Below are 18,404 nucleotides of genomic sequence, written 5' to 3'. Positions count from 1 at the left end.
GGAGACCGACCAGACTTGCGGGTCATCTCGCCGTTCGGACGACGCTCCTTGCGTGATGGCTTCGATTCGCCTGGGCCACAGCCAGGCGCTGACTTCTTCAGGTCTTTTTTGAATCGATAAACGCAAGAGTGAGCCCAAATGGATAGCAGTTCCATCGGACTGACGTCGCGATGGAACGCGGGCGCAGTCAGACCGCGCCGGGCAAGGCCATGGGGGGTGTGGGAAGGATGTGTAAGAAAGTGCTACGCCGGCCGCGTCGCCGGCGCAGAGATGGGGTTGCGCTTATTGGTTGAGGTATCGGCGCATGGTGACGGAGGCTTTTTCCAAGTGCTGCTCAAGCAAGGCGACCGCTGTGTCGACATCCTTCGCCACCGCGGCTGCGAGCATCGCGCGGTGGTCGTCCTGGGTCAGCGTGCCCAGGCCCATCGATGACATGTGAAAACGCAGGAAACGCTCTTCCTCATTGAGCTCGTGCTCGACCAGGTCAAGCAGCTTGGCGTTGGGTGCCCTGTGGTAAAGCGACATATGAAACAGCCGATTGAGCCTGGCGATCTCGGCGTAGTCGGTTTGCGCCTCGAGTTGCTCGATGTACTGGGCGGCCATCGTCAGGTCGTTGTCGTTGAGCAGCGGAACGGACAGGCGCAGGGCGAAGCTTTCCAGGACCGAACGCAAGGCATAGGTCTCGATCGCATTGCTGGTGATCAGCGGAGCCACCACGGCGCCCTTGTGCTGTACCACGTTTAGCAATGACTGCGCCTCGAGCTGGCGTAATGCCTCGCGTACCGGCATGCGGCTGACGCCGAACAGGTCGGCCAGTTCCTGTTGGCGTAGCGCCGTGCCACTGGGCAGGCGCCCATCGAGAATGGCTTCACGCAGGGAGCTCTCGATGATGGCGCGGGCCTGGGAGGCGGGAATGGGGCCGTTGACCTGGATAGTGCTTAACGGGTTGGGCTTCTTTGTCACGACAACACCCTGACTGGTAGTAACGAAATTGGATCCAAGCCAACATTAGTTACAGATTGCCAAGCCGTCAAAGTCTCGCGGCGCCGGTTCCTGAACTAAAGTTTAGACTGCTTGCGGTGATTGCATCCTGCCATTGTCTTTTGCCCGGCCAGGCTTCACCATCCAACGAATTTTCCAACGGCCCTTTTCGGACGTATTCCCCTTGGCTGCACCTTTTCCTGTCCTCAGGTCCATGCGTTGGCTGTGTTCGGCATTGTTGCTGGCCGGCCTGCTGCTGGGCGGCCTGCGGGCCGATTGGGACTTTGCGCAGATCAGCCGCCGGGCGCAAGCGTTATATGGGCCTTTGGGCGAAGGGCAGCAACGGATCGACGCGTGGCAGCAACTGTTGGCGACCCAGAAGCAGATTCCGGAACTGGAACAACTCAAGGTAGTGAATCTGTTTTTCAACAAGCAGGTGCGCTACGTCGAAGACATCGACCTGTGGCGTGAGGTTGATTACTGGGAAACCCCTATCCAGGCCTTATGGAAGGGCGCAGGTGATTGCGAGGACTACGCCATCGCCAAGTATTTCAGCCTGCGCCGGCTCGGGGTGTCCAGTGACAAGCTGCGCATCACCTACGTCAAGGCCTTGCGGCAGAACCGGGCGCACATGGTGCTGACCTACTACGCCACGCCCGATGCCATGCCCTTGGTACTCGACAGCCTGATCGACGGTATCCAGCCGGCCAGCCAGCGAACCGACCTGCTGCCGGTCTACTCTTTCAATGCCGAAGGGCTGTGGCTGCCGGGCGCCAAGGGCAACAAAAAAGTGGGTGACACCAAGCGCCTGTCCCGCTGGCAGGATGTGTTGAAAAAAATGCAGGCCGAAGGTTTTCCGGTCGAGACGACTAACTAGGAGCGCGCGCTCAGATGTCCTTGTTCAAACAGCTGTTGATCGCTATCTGTCTGTTCCTGGTGGTTGCCTTCAGCGGCAGCTTCATGGTCAGCCTGGAAAGCTCGCGGACCCAGTACGTCAATCAATTGCGCTCGCACGCGCAGGATGCGGCCACGGCGCTGGCCTTGTCGCTGACGCCGAATATCGACGACCCGGCAATGGTCGAGCTGATGGTCAGCTCGATCTTCGACAGCGGCTACTACGCAAGCATCCGCGTGGTCGACGTGAAGAACGACAGCACCATCGTCGAACGCACCGGCATTCCGGACGCCGGCAACGTACCGCAGTGGTTCATCAAGCTCATTGGCCTGGAGCCGGCCGGTGGCGATGCGCTCGTCAGTCGGGGCTGGGAGCAGGCGGCACGGGTCGAAGTGGTCAGCCACCCTATGTTCGCCCTCGCCAAGCTGTGGCAGAGCGCGCTGGGCAGCCTGGGTTGGCTGTTGCTGTGCGGCGCTGTGAGCGCGGTGTTGGGGGCCTTGCTGCTGCGCCGTCAGCTCAAGCCGCTGGATTACATGGTGCACCAGTCCCATGCCATCGCCCGTCGGGAGTTCCTCAGCTTGCCGGAGCTGCCGCGTACCCCTGAGCTGCGCCGGGTGGTGCAGGCGATGAACCAGATGGTCGAAAAGCTCAAGGCGCTGTTCCAGGAGCAGGCCGAGCGCAGCGAGAAGCTGCGGGTCGAGTCCTATCAGGACAACCTCACGGGCCTGGCCAACCGACGTTACTTCGAAATGCAGCTGCATGCCCGGGTGAGCAATCCCGAGCAGGCCAGTTCCGGTTATCTGCTGTTGTTGCGGGTCAGGGACCTGGCCGGGTTGAACCAGCGGCTGGGCGGGCAGCGCACCGATCAGTTGCTCAAGGCCGTGGGCGAGCAATTGCTGCGTGAATGCGCGCGTTATCCGGAAACCCATAACCTGGTGACGCGCATCCGCGGCGGAGAGTTCGCCGTGTTGGCGCCCGGGCTGGTGCGCGAGGAAGCCTTGCAACTGGCGCAGAATCTCGAAGGCGCGTTGGCGAGCCTGCACGCCACCGGCGCGACGGACGTCGCATCGGTGGCCTCCATCGGGCTGGCGCCGTTCGTCCACGGCGACTCGCCGCAAGCGGTGCTCCAGCTCGGCGACCAGGCGCTGGCCCAGGCCGAAACCCAGGGTGAACCGGGCTGGGCCTGCCTGGATCACAGCGCGTCGGCAAGCGTTGGCGATGATCACCATGCCTGGCACAACCTGCTTGACCAGGCGCTGAGCAACCAGCGCTTCGAGCTGTATTTCCAGCCGGTGGTGGCCGCCCAGGACACCCAGGTGGTGCTGCATTACAAAGTGCTTTCGCGGCTGCTCGACGATCAGGGCCAGAGCATCCCCGCCGGGCGTTTCCTGCCATGGCTGGAGCGCTTCGGCTGGACTGCGCGCCTGGACCGCCTGATGCTCGAACAGGTGCTCAAGCAAATGGCCGGGCACGAGCAATCCCTGGCGCTCAACCTGTCCTCTGCCACGCTGGCCGACCCGCAAGCTTTGAACAAGGTCTTTGAAATCCTGCGGGCTCACGGCAATCTCGGGGCGCGCCTGACCCTGGAGATCGGTGAGGAGCAACTACCTGAACAAGCGGTGCTGGAGCAGTTGACCCGGCAGTTGCGCGAGCTCGGTTTCTCCCTGAGCCTGCAGCGTTTCGGCGGACGGTTCAGCATGATCGGCAACTTGTCGCGGCTGGGGCTGGCGTATCTGAAAATCGACGGCAGTTATATTCGCGCCATCGACCAGGAGAGCGACAAGCGCCTGTTCATCGAAGCCATCCAGCGCGCCGCCCACAGCATCGACCTGCCGCTGATTGCCGAGCGGGTTGAGACGGAAGGCGAACTGGCGGTGATTCGCGAGATGGGGTTGTTTGGGGTGCAAGGGCAGTTGGTGGGCGAGCCTAAGCGTTGGGGATGAGTGCTGCGTTGTCTGTCAGTGAGCCTTCGCGAGCAGGCTCGCTCCCACATGGTTTTTTGTTGGGCTGAAGTTTGAAATTTACCCCCCCATCCACTGTGGGAGCGAGCCTGCTCGCGATGGCGCCAGCTCAGACACCGTATAACCCCGTGGCGAGGGAGCTTGCTCCCTAGCCACGGTCAGCGGTGAATCAGATCAACCCCTTCTCATCGTCATCGATCAACCGACTCAACCCGCCCAGTGCTTCCCGTGCCTGGTTGCGGTCCATCAGCTTGGCCTGGGCCGCTGGCGGCAGGTCGGTGACGCGGATGACGCCTTTGCTGGTGAGTACCTGAATCAGGTCGTCGAGTACCCGGATCATCTCCAGGTCGCTCTGCTTGAGTTGCTTGAGGCTGTTCTCTACCGCCTGGTTGGCGAACCAGTCCTGGATCTCATGGTTGTCGGCCGGCAAGGTCTCGGTGGCCTCGGCATAAGCGGCGGCTTCGACGCGCACCAGCAGGCCTTGCGCATCGCGTTGCACATAAAACATCGGGCATCCCTCATGTATGAAGCGGCGTCATGCTGGGCAGCATAGGCCAACTGTGGGGATTATGAACACTTATCCTGTGGCGAGGGAGCAAGCGCCCTCGCCACAGAGTCTGTGTCAGGTTCAGCTGTTGTTGTGATCGATCTTGATGGTCGGGTCACTGCCAGCGATGAGCGAGTTCAGGTTGATGTTCGACCAATTGTTGCCTTCCAGCTTGATCGTCACGTCCGGCGTCGCCGCAGTGTTGGCCGCGTTGAATTGACCGGTGGTGCTGACTTGCAGGGAAGACACGCCATCGACCGTGCTGATCTTCAGGAAGTGGTCGATGGTGCTGCCGGTTTCGCCCTGCAACAGGTCTCGCAGGTCGATCCGGTCACCTTCGGCGGCCTTGAAGTCCTTGATCACGTCAGTGCCGGTGTCGCCGGATTTCCAGACGAAGGTATCGCCGCCCAGGCCACCGATGAGCGTGTCGTTGCCCTTGCCGCCGATCAGGATGTCGCTGCCGCTGCCACCGAGCAGGATGTCATTGCCCTTGCCGCCGTCGAGCAAATCGTTGCCGCCCTGGCCGAAGAGGATGTCGTTGCCGGCGCCGCCCAGCAGAGTGTCATTGCCATCATGGGCACCGGACACATCGAACGCGGTGTAGTGCTCGGTGATGTACTGATGCACGTTCGAAGTGCTGACCTTGCTGACGTCCACGCCGCTTTGCTGGGCCACGAACGACTGGATGGCCTGGTAGCCCTCGCCGGCAATGCCGTTGAAGCTCACCAGGTCGCCGAACAGGATGTCGTTGCCGTCGGCACCGTTGACCGTGTCGGCACCCGGCAACGTCGCTTCGGTGTGGCCGATGATCGAGTTGGCCAGGTCCTTGGGGTCGATGTTGGTTTGCGGCTTGCCATCGGAGTCGTACGGCTTGAGGTCGTCCAGGGTCACGCCGTTGTTCAGGCCGATGGCTTCAACGTTGCTCAAGCCTTTGAGCAGAGTGAAGCTGGCCGCTGAGCCGGTTGCTGCCGAGACGTCGCCCCACCCGCCGCCGTCCAGGTTGGAGAACTCGAACGTGCCGTTGCCCTCGGCACGCACCGTGCCGACGTAACTGTCATTCCAGTTCTTGCCGCTCTTGGTCGACAGGTACATGTCGCCATTTTCTTCGATGGTGAATTTGTGTGTGCTGTCGATCGTCTGGGTGTAGTACTTGCCAACGGTATAGTTGGACGCACTCAGCACGTCGTCGAGCTTGACGGTGCCGTACAGCGTCGGGTTCGTCTGTTCGCCGGACTGGTAGCGCGTTGGCTCACCGTCGGTGATGAAGTACGTCAGGTTCTTCGCGCCGGTATTGCTCAGGGCCTGGGTGCTGTTAAAGAAGTTCGCGGTGGTCTTGAACACGTCTTCATAGTTGGTATTGCCGCCGGACACCATCGAGTCGAGCACGCTCTTGAGCAGTGTCAGCGCGTTCGGATCGTTGAGGTTGACCGCAACGTTCTTGTTTACCTGGTTATCGAAGTCCGCCAGGAAGATGTTCACCGTCCCGGAGTTGCTGCCCAGGCTCTGCTTGAGCGTGTTGAACACCTGGGTCAGCGAGTTCTTGGCGGCTGTGACGGACGACGAACTCATGCTGCCGGAGCTGTCGACCATGAACGCGATATTGTAGTTGACGCCCGGTACCACGGTCAGGCCGCCGATGTCGGCGACCACGATGTCGTTGCCGTCGGTACCGGTGACATTGTCGCTGCCGGAGGTGGCGGTGACAGCGTTATAGGTCGCCGGGTAAACGGTGACCGGGATCTGCGCGGTCGTCACTGCCGACCCGCCGAGGGATTCGGTGGAGGTCGACGTTACGGTCAGGTTGATCTGGCCGCTGAAGTAGGTCGGTGGCGTCAGGTTGAGGCTACCCAGGTTCCAGCCGGTGAGCGAAGCTTCGCCGTTGGCGCCCACGGTTGCGGTATGTCCCGCGCCATCGCTAAGCACACTGCCTTCCGGCATGCCGCCGATTTTCACGCTCAGGCTTTCGGAGCCATCGGTGTCGGTCAGTGCGGTGGTGATCTTCGACAGCTTCACGCTGCCGCCTTCGGCGCCTTCGTTGAGCTTGTAGCCGTCGTAGTAGCCTTCGCCATTGGTGCCGTGCAGGTCGGAAACGGAAACCCCGGTATTCACCAGGTCAGCCACGCCGGTATACAGCGGTACGCCTGCGCTGCTCAGGTCCACCGGCGTGCTGCCGTTGACCGACAGGTTCACGTCATAACTGCCTGGGCCGGTCTGGTTGTGGTGGTAGATATCCAGGGTGTAATAGCCGCTGGTGGTCGGCGTGAACGAACCGTTCAACTGGCCGCCCGCACCCCAAGTGATGGCCGCGGCGGTCTTGCCGCCGATGGTCACCAGCAAACTGTCGTCGCCGGTGCCGCTGAAGGTGTAGGTCTTGCCGGCTTCCAGGAAGATCAGGCCCGAGGTCTTCGACGCGGTGCCCGGATTGACGTTGCCGTCGTTCTGAACGTTGCTCACATTGGTGCTGCTGTTCGGCGTGCCGGCGGCGTCGATCACCGACTTGAGCGTGCCGGACGGCGCGCCATTGCCGTCGGTGCCCAGGCCCGACAGGCCGGTCCAGACTTCCTTGATCAGGCCGGTAGAGGTCACGTTGTTGCCGGCGACGTTGAGGGTCGGCGCATCGGCGGTTGGCGTGATGTCGATCTTCACGGTGCCGGTGTTCCCCAGAGTCTGGCCGTCGGTTGGCTGGAACTTGATCTGCGCGTAGTCAGCCTGCTTGTCGCCCACGCCGCTGCCGCCGTAGCCATCGGCCCCGGATTCGTTGGCATCGGGTGTGAAGCGCAGCTTGCCGGCGTCGATGTCGGCCTTGGTGAAGGTCTGGTTGTTGGCCACGTCCTTCCAGGTTGCGCCGTCCAGGTACTGCAACTTGCCGTCACCCGGCAGCCCGGTGATTTTCACACCCTGGCTGGTGGCGGCGCTGTCCACGTCGCTGATGCCGAACGTCGACCAGCCGAGGACCAGTGAAGTGTCTTCGGTACCGGTCACCGCGCCACCGGTGGCTACGGGTGCGTCGTTGACTCCGACCACGTTCACGGTGGTGGTGGCGGTGTTGGAGTAGCTCGTGCCGTCGGTCACTGTCACGGTGATGGCGCGCGGTACGGTGCTCGGATCTTCGCTGTTGTTGATGAAACTGATGTTCTTGATCTGCTGCATGTAGTCGGCCAACGTCGCATTGCCCGTCAGCGTCAGGACGATTTTGCCGTCGGTGCTATTGGCGTTGATGCTGATGCCGTTGACGCTATTGCCCAGGTTCAGATGATCGCCAGGCTGACGGTTGGTCAGCACGATGGTGGCGCCGGTCAGCTGGGTGCTGTCCGGGTCGGTGATTTTCAGGTCAGTGTCGCCGATCGATACGCCTGGGCCCGCGGTGCCTTCGGTGAAGGTCACCTGGTAATCGGCGCCGGTCTTGCCGCTGGAATTGTTGGCATCCAGATCGAGTACCGGCGCCGCATCGTTGTCGATGATCGAAGTGCTGACGCTGCCATTGGTGCCGCTGACCGCCAGGTTCTCGAAGTTGCCACCGGTGGCCGAGTCGATCTTGACCACGAAGTTTTCAGTGCCTTCGGTGATCTTGTCGTCCAGGGTCGCCACGTTGAAGCTGGCGCTGGTGGCGTTGGCCGGGATCTTCACGGTGTAGACACCGGTGAAGTCCGAGCCATCGGCGGCGGTACCGCTGTAGACGATCTTGACCGTTACCTCGGTTTGCGCCGGGTTCGTCAGGTTGACCGTGTAAGTGGCGGCCTGGCCTTCGGTTACCGAACTGCTGCCGGTGATGCTGACGGTGGTGTTGTCAGGCGTGTCGGTCACGGCGGTCACGGCTGGCGTGGTGCTCGGCACCAGGTGCTCGAAGTTACCCCCGGTGGCCGTCTTGATCGTTGCTTCGACATTGCCGGCGTCTTTGTAGACATCATCTTTCGGCGCATCGACGGTCACGGTGCCGGTCTTGGCACCGGCGGCGATGTTGATCACCGCGCCGTTGCTCAGGGTCACGGTCACTGGCGAGCCAGCGGCGTTGGTGAGGGTCGCGGTATAGGTGATCTGGCCGCCCTCGGCGACCGAGTTGGTGGCGCTCAGGCTCAGGCCGGTGGTGTCCTGGACATCGGTGACGGTGGTGCCGGCAGGCTTGCCGTCGATTTCCAGGTTTTCGTAGTTGCCGCCTTTGGCGTCGTCAATCTTGACGCTGAGGTTGCTACCACCTGCCAACGCATCGTTAGGCGCGGTGAAGTTCACCGAGCCGGAGCTTGCGCCGACTGGGATGGTGATGCTTTGACCGTTGCTCAAGGTCACTACGAGCGGAGCGCCGGTGACTGGAGCGTTCACCGAAGCGGTGTAAACCACAGTGCCGCCTTCGCCCACGGAAGGGGAAGCCGTCAGGCTGACAGTCGAGGTGTCGAGCGTGTCGGTGACGTCAGTCACGGCTGGCGTGGTGCTCGGGACCAGGTTTTCGAAGTTGCCGCCAGTCGCTTTATCGATGCTGACTTCAACCTTGCCGGCGTCCTTGTAGACATCGTCTTTCGGCGCGTCGACAGTGACGGTGCCAGTGGTAGCGCCGGCGGCGATATTGATCACGGCACCGTTGCTCAGGGTGATGGTCACCGGCGAGCCGGCAGCGTTGCTCAAGGTCGCGGTGTAAACAATCGAACCGCCCTCGGCGATGGTGTCGGTCGCGGACAGAGTCAGACCGGTAGTGTCCTGGGTATCAGTGACTGCGGTGTCCGCAGGCTTGCCGTCGATTTCCAGGTTTTCGTAGTTGCCGCCTTTGGCGTCGTCGATCTTGACGCTGAGGTTGCTGCCACCCGCCAACGCATCATTAGGCGCGGTGAAGTTCACCGAGCCGGAGCTTGCGCCGACTGGGATGGTGATGGACTGGCCGTTGCTCAAGTTCACCACGAGCGGGACGCCGGTGACTGGAGCGTTCACCGAAGCGGTGTAAACCACGGTGCCGCCTTCGCCCACGGAAGGTGAAGCGGTCAAGCTGACAGTCGAAGCGTCTAGCGTGTCGGTCACGTCCGTCACGACTGGTGCAGTGTTAGGCACCAGGTTTTCGAAGTTGCCGCCAACGGCCTTGTCGATGCTGACTTCAACCTTGCCGGCGTCCTTGTAGACGTCGTCTTTCGGTGCATCGACGGTCACGGTGCCAGTGGTGGCGCCGGCGGCGATGTTGATCACCGCGCCGTTGCTCAGGGTAATGGTGACAGGCGAGCCGGCCGCATTGGACAGGGTCGCGGTGTAAACGATGGAACCGCCTTCAGCGACAGTATCAGTCGCGGACAGAGTCAGACCGGTAGTGTCTTGAACGTCCGTAACGGTCGTATCCGCAGGCTTACCGTCGATTTCCAGGTTTTCGAAGTTGCCGCCTTTGGCTTCGTCGATCTTGACGCTGAGGTTGCTGCCACCCGCCAACGCATCATTAGGCGCGGTGAAGTTCACCGAGCCGGAGCTTGCGCCGACTGGGATGGTGATGGACTGGCCGTTGCTCAAGTTCACCACGAGCGGGACGCCGGTGACTGGAGCGTTCACCGAAGCGGTGTAAACCACGGTGCCGCCTTCGCCCACGGAAGGTGAAGCGGTCAAGCTGACAGTCGAAGCGTCTAGCGTGTCGGTCACGTCCGTCACGACTGGTGCAGTGTTAGGCACCAGGTTTTCGAAGTTGCCGCCAACGGCCTTGTCGATGCTGACTTCAACCTTGCCGGCGTCCTTGTAGACGTCGTCTTTCGGTGCATCGACGGTCACGGTGCCAGTGGTGGCGCCGGCGGCGATGTTGATCACCGCGCCGTTGCTCAGGGTAATGGTGACAGGCGAGCCGGCCGCATTGGACAGGGTAGCGGTGTAAACAATCGAACCGCCTTCAGCGACAGTATCAGTGGCGGACAGGGTCAGACCGGTAGTGTCCTGGGTATCGGTCACTGCGGTGTCCGCAGGCTTGCCGTCGATTTCCAGATTTTCGTAGTTGCCACCCTTGGCGTCGTCGATCTTGACGCTCAGGTTGCTGCCGCCCGCCAACGCATCGTTAGGCGCGGTGAAGTTCACCGAGCCGGAGCTTGCGCCGACTGGGATGGTGATGCTTTGACCGTTGCTCAAGGTCACTACGAGCGGAGCGCCGGTGACTGGAGCGTTCACCGAAGCGGTGTAGACCACGGTGCCGCCTTCGCCAACAGTCGAAGTCGCGGTGAGCGAAACGGTGCTGGTGTCGAGGGTGTCGGTCACATCGGTGACGACTGGTGCGGTGTTAGGCACCAGATTCTCAAAGTTACCGCCAACTGCCGTGTCGATGCTGACTTCAACTTTGCCGGCGTCTTTGTAGACGTCGTCTTTCGGTGCATCGACGGTCACGGTCCCGGTCTTGGCGCCGGCGGCGATGTTGATCACGGCACCGTTGCTCAGGGTGATGGTCACCGGCGAGCCGGCAGCGTTGCTCAAGGTCGCGGTGTAAACAATCGAACCGCCCTCGGCGATGGTGTCGGTCGCGGACAGAGTCAGGCCGGTAGTGTCCTGGGTATCAGTTACTGCGGTGTCCGCAGGCTTGCCGTCGATTTCCAGGTTTTCGTAGTTGCCGCCTTTCGCGTCGTCAATCTTGACGCTGAGGTTGCTGCCGCCCGCCAGCGCATCGTTAGGTGCGGTGAAGTTCACTGAGCCGGAGCTTGCGCCGACCGGGATGGTGATGCTTTGACCATTCGACAGCGTGACGACCAGCGGAGCACCGGTGACTGGTGCGTTTACGGATGCTGTGTAAACCACAGTGCCGCCTTCGCCCACGGAAGGGGAAGCGGTCAAGCTGACAGTCGAGGTGTCGAGCGTGTCGGTCACGTCCGTCACGACTGGTGCAGTGTTAGGCACCAGGTTCTCAAAGTTACCACCAACGGCCGTGTCGATGCTGACTTCAACCTTGCCGGCATCCTTGTAGACATCGTCTTTCGGCGCGTCGACAGTGACGGTGCCAGTGGTAGCGCCGGCGGCGATATTGATCACGGCACCGTTGCTCAGGGTGATGGTCACCGGCGAGCCGGCAGCGTTGCTCAAGGTCGCGGTGTAAACAATCGAACCGCCCTCGGCGATGGTGTCGGTCGCGGACAGAGTCAGACCGGTAGTGTCCTGGGTATCAGTGACTGCGGTGTCCGCAGGCTTGCCGTCGATTTCCAGGTTTTCGTAGTTGCCGCCTTTGGCGTCGTCGATCTTGACGCTGAGGTTGCTGCCACCCGCCAACGCATCGTTAGGCGCGGTGAAGTTCACTGAGCCGGAGCTGGAACCAACTGGAATGGTGATGCTTTGACCATTCGACAGCGTGACGACCAGCGGAGCGCCGGTGACTGGAGCATTTACGGATGCTGTGTAAACCACAGTGCCGCCTTCGCCCACGGAAGGGGAAGCGGTCAAGCTGACAGTCGAGGTGTCGAGCGTGTCGGTCACGTCCGTCACGACTGGTGCAGTGTTAGGCACCAGGTTCTCAAAGTTACCACCAACGGCCGTGTCGATGCTGACTTCAACCTTGCCGGCATCCTTGTAGACATCGTCTTTCGGCGCGTCGACAGTGACGGTGCCAGTGGTAGCGCCGGCGGCGATATTGATCACGGCACCGTTGCTCAGGGTGATGGTGACCGGCGAGCCGGCAGCGTTGCTCAAGGTCGCGGTGTAAACAATCGAACCGCCCTCGGCGATGGTGTCGGTCGCGGACAGCGTCAGGCCGGTAGTGTCCTGGGTATCAGTTACTGCGGTGTCCGCAGGCTTGCCGTCGATTTCCAGGTTTTCGTAGTTGCCGCCTTTCGCGTCGTCGATCTTGACGCTGAGGTTGCTGCCGCCCGCCAACGCATCGTTGGGCGCGGTGAAGTTCACCGAGCCGGAGCTGGAACCAACTGGAATGGTGATGCTTTGACCATTCGACAGCGTGACGACCAGCGGAGCGCCGGTGACTGGAGCATTTACGGATGCTGTGTAAACCACAGTGCCGCCTTCGCCCACGGAAGGGGAAGCGGTCAAGCTGACAGTCGAGGTGTCGAGCGTGTCGGTCACGTCCGTCACGACTGGTGCAGTGTTAGGCACCAGGTTCTCAAAGTTACCACCAACGGCCGTGTCGATGCTGACTTCAACCTTGCCGGCGTCCTTGTAGACGTCGTCTTTCGGCGCGTCGACGGTTATGGTGCCGGTCTTGGCGCCGGCAGCGATGTTGATCACCGCGCCGTTGCTCAGGGTGATGGTGACCGGCGAGCCGGCAGCGTTGCTCAAGGTCGCGGTGTAAACAATCGAACCGCCCTCGGCTACGGTGTCGGTTGCAGACAGCGTCAGACCGGTAGTGTCTTGGGTATCAGTTACTGCGGTATCCGCAGGCTTGCCGTCGATTTCCAGATTTTCGTAATTGCCGCCCTTGGCGTCGTCGATCTTGACGCTCAGGTTACTACCACCCGCCAATGCATCATTTGGTGCGGTGAAGTTCACCGAGCCAGAGCTTGCGCCGACTGGGATGGTGATGCTTTGACCATTCGACAGCGTGACGACCAGCGGAGCACCGGTGACTGGAGCGTCCACCGAAGCGGTGTAAACCACAACGCCGCCTTCGCCAACCGTCGAAGTCGCGCTGAGCGAAACGGTGCTGGTGTCGAGGGTATCGGTCACGTCGGTGACGACTGGCGCAGTGTTAGGCACCAGGTTTTCGAAGTTGCCACCGGTAGCTTTATCGATGCTGACTTCGACTTTGCCGGCGTCTTTGTAGACGTCATCTTTCGGTGCGTCGACAGTTACGGTGCCAGTGGTGGCGCCGGCGGCGATGTTGATGACCGCGCCGTTGCTCAAAGTGATGGTGACAGGCGAGCCGGCAGCGTTAGTCAGGGTCGCGGTGTAAACGATGGAACCGCCTTCAGCGACAGTATCAGTCGCGGACAGAGTCAGGCCGGTAGTGTCTTGAACGTCCGTAACGGTCGTATCCGCAGGCTTACCGTCGATTTCCAGGTTTTCGAAGTTGCCGCCTTTGGCGTCGTCGATCTTGACGCTGAGGTTGCTACCGCCCGCCAGCGCATCGTTAGGTGCGGTGAAGTTCACAGAGCCGGAGCTGGAACCAACTGGGATAGTGATGCTTTGACCATTCGACAGCGTGACGACCAGCGGAGCACCGGTGACTGGAGCGTCCACCGAAGCGGTGTAAACCACAACGCCGCCTTCGCCAACCGTCGAAGTCGCGCTGAGCGAAACGGTGCTGGTGTCGAGGGTATCGGTCACGTCGGTGACGACTGGCGCAGTGTTAGGCACCAGGTTTTCGAAGTTGCCACCGGTAGCTTTATCGATGCTGACTTCGACTTTGCCGGCGTCTTTGTAGACGTCATCTTTCGGTGCGTCGACAGTTACGGTGCCAGTGGTGGCGCCGGCGGCGATGTTGATGACCGCGCCGTTGCTCAAAGTGATGGTGACAGGCGAGCCGGCAGCGTTAGTCAGGGTCGCGGTGTAAACAATCGAACCGCCTTCAGCTACGGTGTCGGTCGCGGAAAGGGTCAAGCCCGTGGCATCAGTCGAATCGGTGACTGCGGTATCCGCAGGCTTGCCGTCGATTTCCAGGTTTTCGTAGTTGCCACCTTTCGCGTCGTCGATCTTGACGCTCAGGTTGCTACCACCCGCCAACGCATCATTAGGCGCGGTGAAGTTCACCGAGCCAGAGCTTGCGCCGACTGGAATGGTGATGGACTGGCCGTTGCTCAAGTTCACCACGAGCGGGACGCCGGTGACTGGAGCGTTCACCGAAGCGGTGTAAACCACGGTGCCGCCTTCGCCCACGGAAGGTGAAGCGGTCAAGCTGACAGTCGAAGCGTCGAGCGTGTCGGTCACGTCCGTCACGACTGGTGCAGTATTAGGCACCAGGTTTTCGAAGTTGCCACCGGTGGCTTTATCGATGCTGACTTCAACCTTGCCGGCGTCTTTGTAGACGTCGTCTTTCGGTGCATCGACGGTCACGGTGCCAGTGGTGGCGCCGGCGGCGATGTTGATCACCGCGCCGTTGCTCAGGGTAATGGTGACAGGCGAGCCGGCCGCATTGGACAGGGTCGCGGTGTAAACGATGGAACCGCCTTCAGCGACAGTATCAGTCGCGGACAGAGTCAGACCGGTAGTGTCTTGAACGTCCGTAACGGTCGTATCCGCAGGCTTACCGTCGATTTCCAGGTTTTCGAAGTTGCCGCCTTTGGCGTCGTCGATCTTGACGCTGAGGTTGCTGCCACCCGCCAACGCATCATTAGGCGCGGTGAAGTTCACAGAGCCGGAGCTGGAACCAACTGGGATAGTGATGCTTTGACCATTCGACAGCGTGACGACCAGCGGAGCACCGGTGACTGGAGCGTCCACCGAAGCGGTGTAAACCACAACGCCGCCTTCGCCAACCGTCGAAGTCGCGGTGAGCGAAACGGTGCTGGTATCGAGGGTATCGGTCACGTCCGTCACGACTGGTGCAGTGTTAGGCACCAGGTTTTCAAAGTTGCCACCGGTAGCTTTATCGATGCTGACTTCGACCTTACCGGCGTCCTTGTAGACGTCGTCTTTTGGCGCGTCGACGGTCACGGTGCCAGTGGTGGCGCCGGCAGCGATATTAATCACGGCGCCGTTGCTCAGGGTGATGGTCACCGGCGAGCCGGCAGCGTTGGTCAAAGTGGCGGTATAAACGATGGAGCCGCCCTCAGCCACGGTGTCGGTTGCGGACAAGGTCAGGCCGGTAGTGTCTTGAACGTCCGTAACGGTCGTGTCCGCAGGCTTGCCGTCAATTTCCAGGTTTTCGTAGTTGCCGCCTTTCGCGTCGTCGATCTTGACGCTCAGGTTGCTGCCACCCGCCAACGCATCGTTGGGCGCGGTGAAGTTCACTGAGCCGGAGCTGGAACCCACGGGGATAGTAATGGATTGGCCGTTGCTCAAGTTCACTACGAGCGGAGCGCCGGTGACTGGAGCATTCACCGAAGCGGTGTAAACCACAGTGCCGCCTTCGCCAACCGTCGAAGTCGCGGTGAGCGAAACGGTGCTGGTATCGAGGGTATCGGTCACGTCGGTGACGACTGGTGCAGTGTTAGGCACCAGATTCTCAAAGTTACCGCCAACTGCCGTGTCGATGCTGACTTCAACCTTGCCGGCATCCTTGTAGACATCGTCTTTCGGCGCGTCGACAGTGACGGTGCCAGTGGTAGCGCCGGCGGCGATATTGATCACGGCGCCGTTGCTCAAGGTAATGGTGACAGGCGAGCCCGCTGCGTTAGTCAGGGTAGCGGTGTAAACAATCGAACCGCCCTCGGCTACGGTGTCGGTTGCAGACAGCGTCAGACCGGTAGTGTCTTGGGTATCAGTTACTGCGGTATCCGCAGGCTTGCCGTCGATTTCGAGGTTTTCGTAGTTGCCGCCTTTCGCGTCGTCGATCTTGACGCTGAGGTTGCTGCCACCCGCCAACGCATCGTTAGGCGCGGTGAAGTTCACTGCGCCGGAGCTGGAACCAACTGGGATGGTGATGCTTTGACCATTCGACAGCGTGACGACCAGCGGAGCACCGGTGACTGGAGCGTTCACCGAAGCGGTGTAAACCACAACGCCGCCTTCGCCAACCGTCGAAGTCGCGGTGAGCGAAACGGTGCTGGTATCGAGGGTATCGGTCACGTCCGTCACGACTGGTGCAGTGTTAGGCACCAGGTTCTCAAAGTTACCGCCAACTGCCGTGTCGATGCTGGCTTCAACCTTGCCGGCATCCTTGTAGACATCGTCTTTCGGCGCGTCGACAGTTACGGTCCCAGTGGTAGCACCAGCCGCGATATTGATCACCGCGCCGTTGCTCAGGGTAATGGTGACAGGCGAGCCCGCTGCGTTAGTCAGGGTCGCGGTGTAAACAATCGAGCCGCCTTCGGCAACGGTGTCAGTCGCGGAAAGGGTCAGGCCGGTAGCATCAGCCGAATCAGTGATCGTAGTAACCGCAGGCGTAGTGCTCGGCACCAGATTCTCGAAGTTGCCGCCGGTTGCGCCGGTAATCGTAGTGCTGACAGTGCTGCCGTTGTTGTAGACGTCGTTGGCCGGGGTATCGACCGCCACGGTACCGGTGGTCTGGCCGGCGGCGATAGTGATCACCGAGCCATTGCTCAACGTCACGGTCACCGGCGTCTGAGCAGGATTGGTCAGCGTCGCGGTGTAAGTGATCTGACCGCCTTCGGTGATGGTTTCGCTGGCGCTGAGCGTCAGGCCAGTCGTATCAGCCGAATCAGTGATCGTAGTAACCGCAGGCGTCGTGCTCGGCACCAGGTTTTCGAAGTTGCCGCCGGTTGCGCCGGTGATCGTGGTGCTGACGGTACTGCCGTTGTTGTAGACGTCGTTGGCCGGGGTATCCACGGCAACGGTGCCGGTGGTCTGGCCAGCGGCAATGGTAATGACCGAGCCATTGCTCAACGTCACGGTCACCGGCGTCTGGGCCGGATTGGTCAACGTGGCGGTGTAGGTGATCTGGCCACCTTCGGTGATGGTTTCGCTGGCGCTGAGCGTCAGGCCAGTCGTATCAGCCGAGTCAGAAATCGTGGTGACCGCAGGCGTAGGGCTGGGCACCAGATTCTCGAAGTTACCGCCGGTTGCGCCAGTAATCGTAGTACTGACAGTGCTGCCATTGTTGTAGACGTCGTTAGCCGGGGTATTGACCGCCACGGTACCGGTGGTCTGGCCGGCGGCGATAGTGATCACCGAGCCATTGCTCAGCGTCACGGTCACCGGCGTCTGGGCCGGATTGGTCAACGTGGCGGTGTAGGTGATCTGGCCGCCTTCGGTGATGGTTTCGCTGGCGCTAAGCGTCAGGCCAGTGGCGTCAGCCGAATCAGCGATCGTAGTAACCGCAGGCGTGGTGCTCGGCACCAGATTTTCGAAGTTACCGCCAGTAGCGCCGGTAATCGTAGTGCTGACGGTGCTGCCGTTGTTATAGGCGTCGTTAGCCGGAGTATCGACAGCCACGGTACCGGTGGTCTGGCCAGCGGCAATCGTGATGACCGAGCCATTGCTCAATGTCACGGTCACCGGCGTCTGGGCCGGGTTGGTCAGCGTCGCGGTGTAGGTGATCTGGCCGCCTTCGGTGACAGTATTGCCGGCGCTCAGGGTGACGGTGGTGGTGTCGACGGTGTCGGTGATCTGCGTCACGGCTGGCGTGGTCGGCAGGGTCACGGCGATGCCGGTGCCGCCAGTGGTGCCGGTGACGGTCACGCTGACTTGGCTGGGGTCGTTGTAGACCGTGTCGTTCGGTGCCAGGGGCACGTTGACGCTACCGGTCAGCTGCCCGGCCGGGATCACGATCACCGCGCCGTTGGACAGGGTTACGGTCAGGTTGGTTTGCGGCGCCTGGGTCACGGTCGCAGTGTAGACCAGCACGCCCCCGGCCTCGGTCAGGGTCGGGGTGGCGCTCAAGGTCATCGTCGCATTGAGCACGGCGTTGGCGGTGGTATCGGCGTTGTCGTCACCACCCAGGATGTTGTCATCGGTTGCCGCGGCCGCAGCGAGGCCTTCGGTCGGGAAGCCGATGGTAGGGTCGACGCTGCCGGCCGTGGCATCCAGCACGACGAAGCTATGACCGCCGCCCACGGCTCCGCCTGTACCGGCAGCGGTGGCGCCGGCCGCGGTGGCTTCCAGGGCGGTGGTCGGGTCGACACCGGCGGCGATGGCTTGCTGCAGCTCTTCTACTGAAGGCGCGGCTTGGGCAGTGGCCTGTTCGAGGTCGGTGGAAGAGTCCGGCGCGCTGGCGCTCCACTGGGTATCGCGGCCCAGGTCGAGCGTGCGGCCGTCAGCCAGTTCCAACGTGACGGCGCCGGCAGGGCCGGTGTCCAACTGGTCGCCTACGTTAAGGCGATCGCCTTCAATGAGTACGCGCCGAATGCCCTCGGGGGAAACGACGAAAACCTGACCAACAATGCTTTTGACAACGGCAATAACACTGCTCATTGAAGACTCTCCGGGTACCACGTTCAGTAGACTTCCATGGACCCGACAGCCTCGTTGGCCATAGCGGTCTGGACGTTCATGCGCACAAAGGGATAATGTTTTGACGCTGGAA

5 protein-coding genes are annotated in these 18,404 nt (G+C 61.4%); 2 read left to right on the top strand and 3 right to left on the bottom strand.

Features of this window, described 5'->3' with window-relative positions; translation table 11 throughout:
* Nucleotides 1–282: 282 nt before the first annotated feature.
* Nucleotides 283–963: a GntR family transcriptional regulator gene (locus tag J3P84_RS26510; protein WP_434626617.1), complete on the bottom strand. Its 681-nt coding sequence runs from the start codon at nt 961–963 to the stop codon at nt 283–285.
* 232 nt (nt 964–1,195) lie between these two features.
* On the opposite strand from J3P84_RS26510, the gene lapG reads away from it, so the two are divergent.
* On the top strand, nt 1,196–1,858 hold the full coding sequence (gene lapG, locus J3P84_RS26505) for a cysteine protease LapG (RefSeq protein WP_434570450.1): 663 nt from the start codon (nt 1,196–1,198) through the stop codon (nt 1,856–1,858).
* A gap of 14 nt (nt 1,859–1,872) precedes the next feature.
* Nucleotides 1,873–3,819, top strand: coding sequence for a cyclic di-GMP receptor LapD (gene lapD / locus J3P84_RS26500; RefSeq protein ID WP_434570448.1), 1,947 nt, complete (start codon nt 1,873–1,875; stop codon nt 3,817–3,819).
* A gap of 187 nt (nt 3,820–4,006) precedes the next feature.
* On the opposite strand, the gene J3P84_RS26495 is transcribed toward lapD, so the two are convergent.
* Together J3P84_RS26495 and J3P84_RS26490 are read right to left on the bottom strand one after the other, a co-directional pair.
* Complete coding sequence (locus J3P84_RS26495) at nt 4,007–4,345, bottom strand: tryptophan synthase subunit beta (protein WP_305497599.1); 339 nt, start codon at nt 4,343–4,345, stop codon at nt 4,007–4,009.
* 120 nt (nt 4,346–4,465) lie between these two features.
* Nucleotides 4,466–18,292, bottom strand: coding sequence for a retention module-containing protein (locus tag J3P84_RS26490; protein ID WP_434626616.1), 13,827 nt, complete (start codon nt 18,290–18,292; stop codon nt 4,466–4,468).
* Between the last annotated feature and the right edge of the window lie 112 nt (nt 18,293–18,404).

The organism is Pseudomonas sp. Z1-29, assembly GCF_051131995.1.
Classification (GTDB): Bacteria; Pseudomonadota; Gammaproteobacteria; order Pseudomonadales; family Pseudomonadaceae; genus Aquipseudomonas.
This window is presented reverse-complemented; position numbering and strand designations above follow the sequence as displayed.

Bases quoted from the DNA above. Each gene is read 5' to 3' on its own strand.
- J3P84_RS26495 (WP_305497599.1), bottom strand. From the start codon at position 4,345: ATGTTTTATGTGCAACGCGATGCGCAAGGCCTGCTGGTGCGCGTCGAA.
- lapD (WP_434570448.1), top strand. From the start codon at position 1,873: ATGTCCTTGTTCAAACAGCTGTTGATCGCTATCTGTCTGTTCCTGGTG.
- lapG (WP_434570450.1), top strand. From the start codon at position 1,196: ATGCGTTGGCTGTGTTCGGCATTGTTGCTGGCCGGCCTGCTGCTGGGC.
- J3P84_RS26490 (WP_434626616.1), bottom strand. From the start codon at position 18,292: ATGAGCAGTGTTATTGCCGTTGTCAAAAGCATTGTTGGTCAGGTTTTC.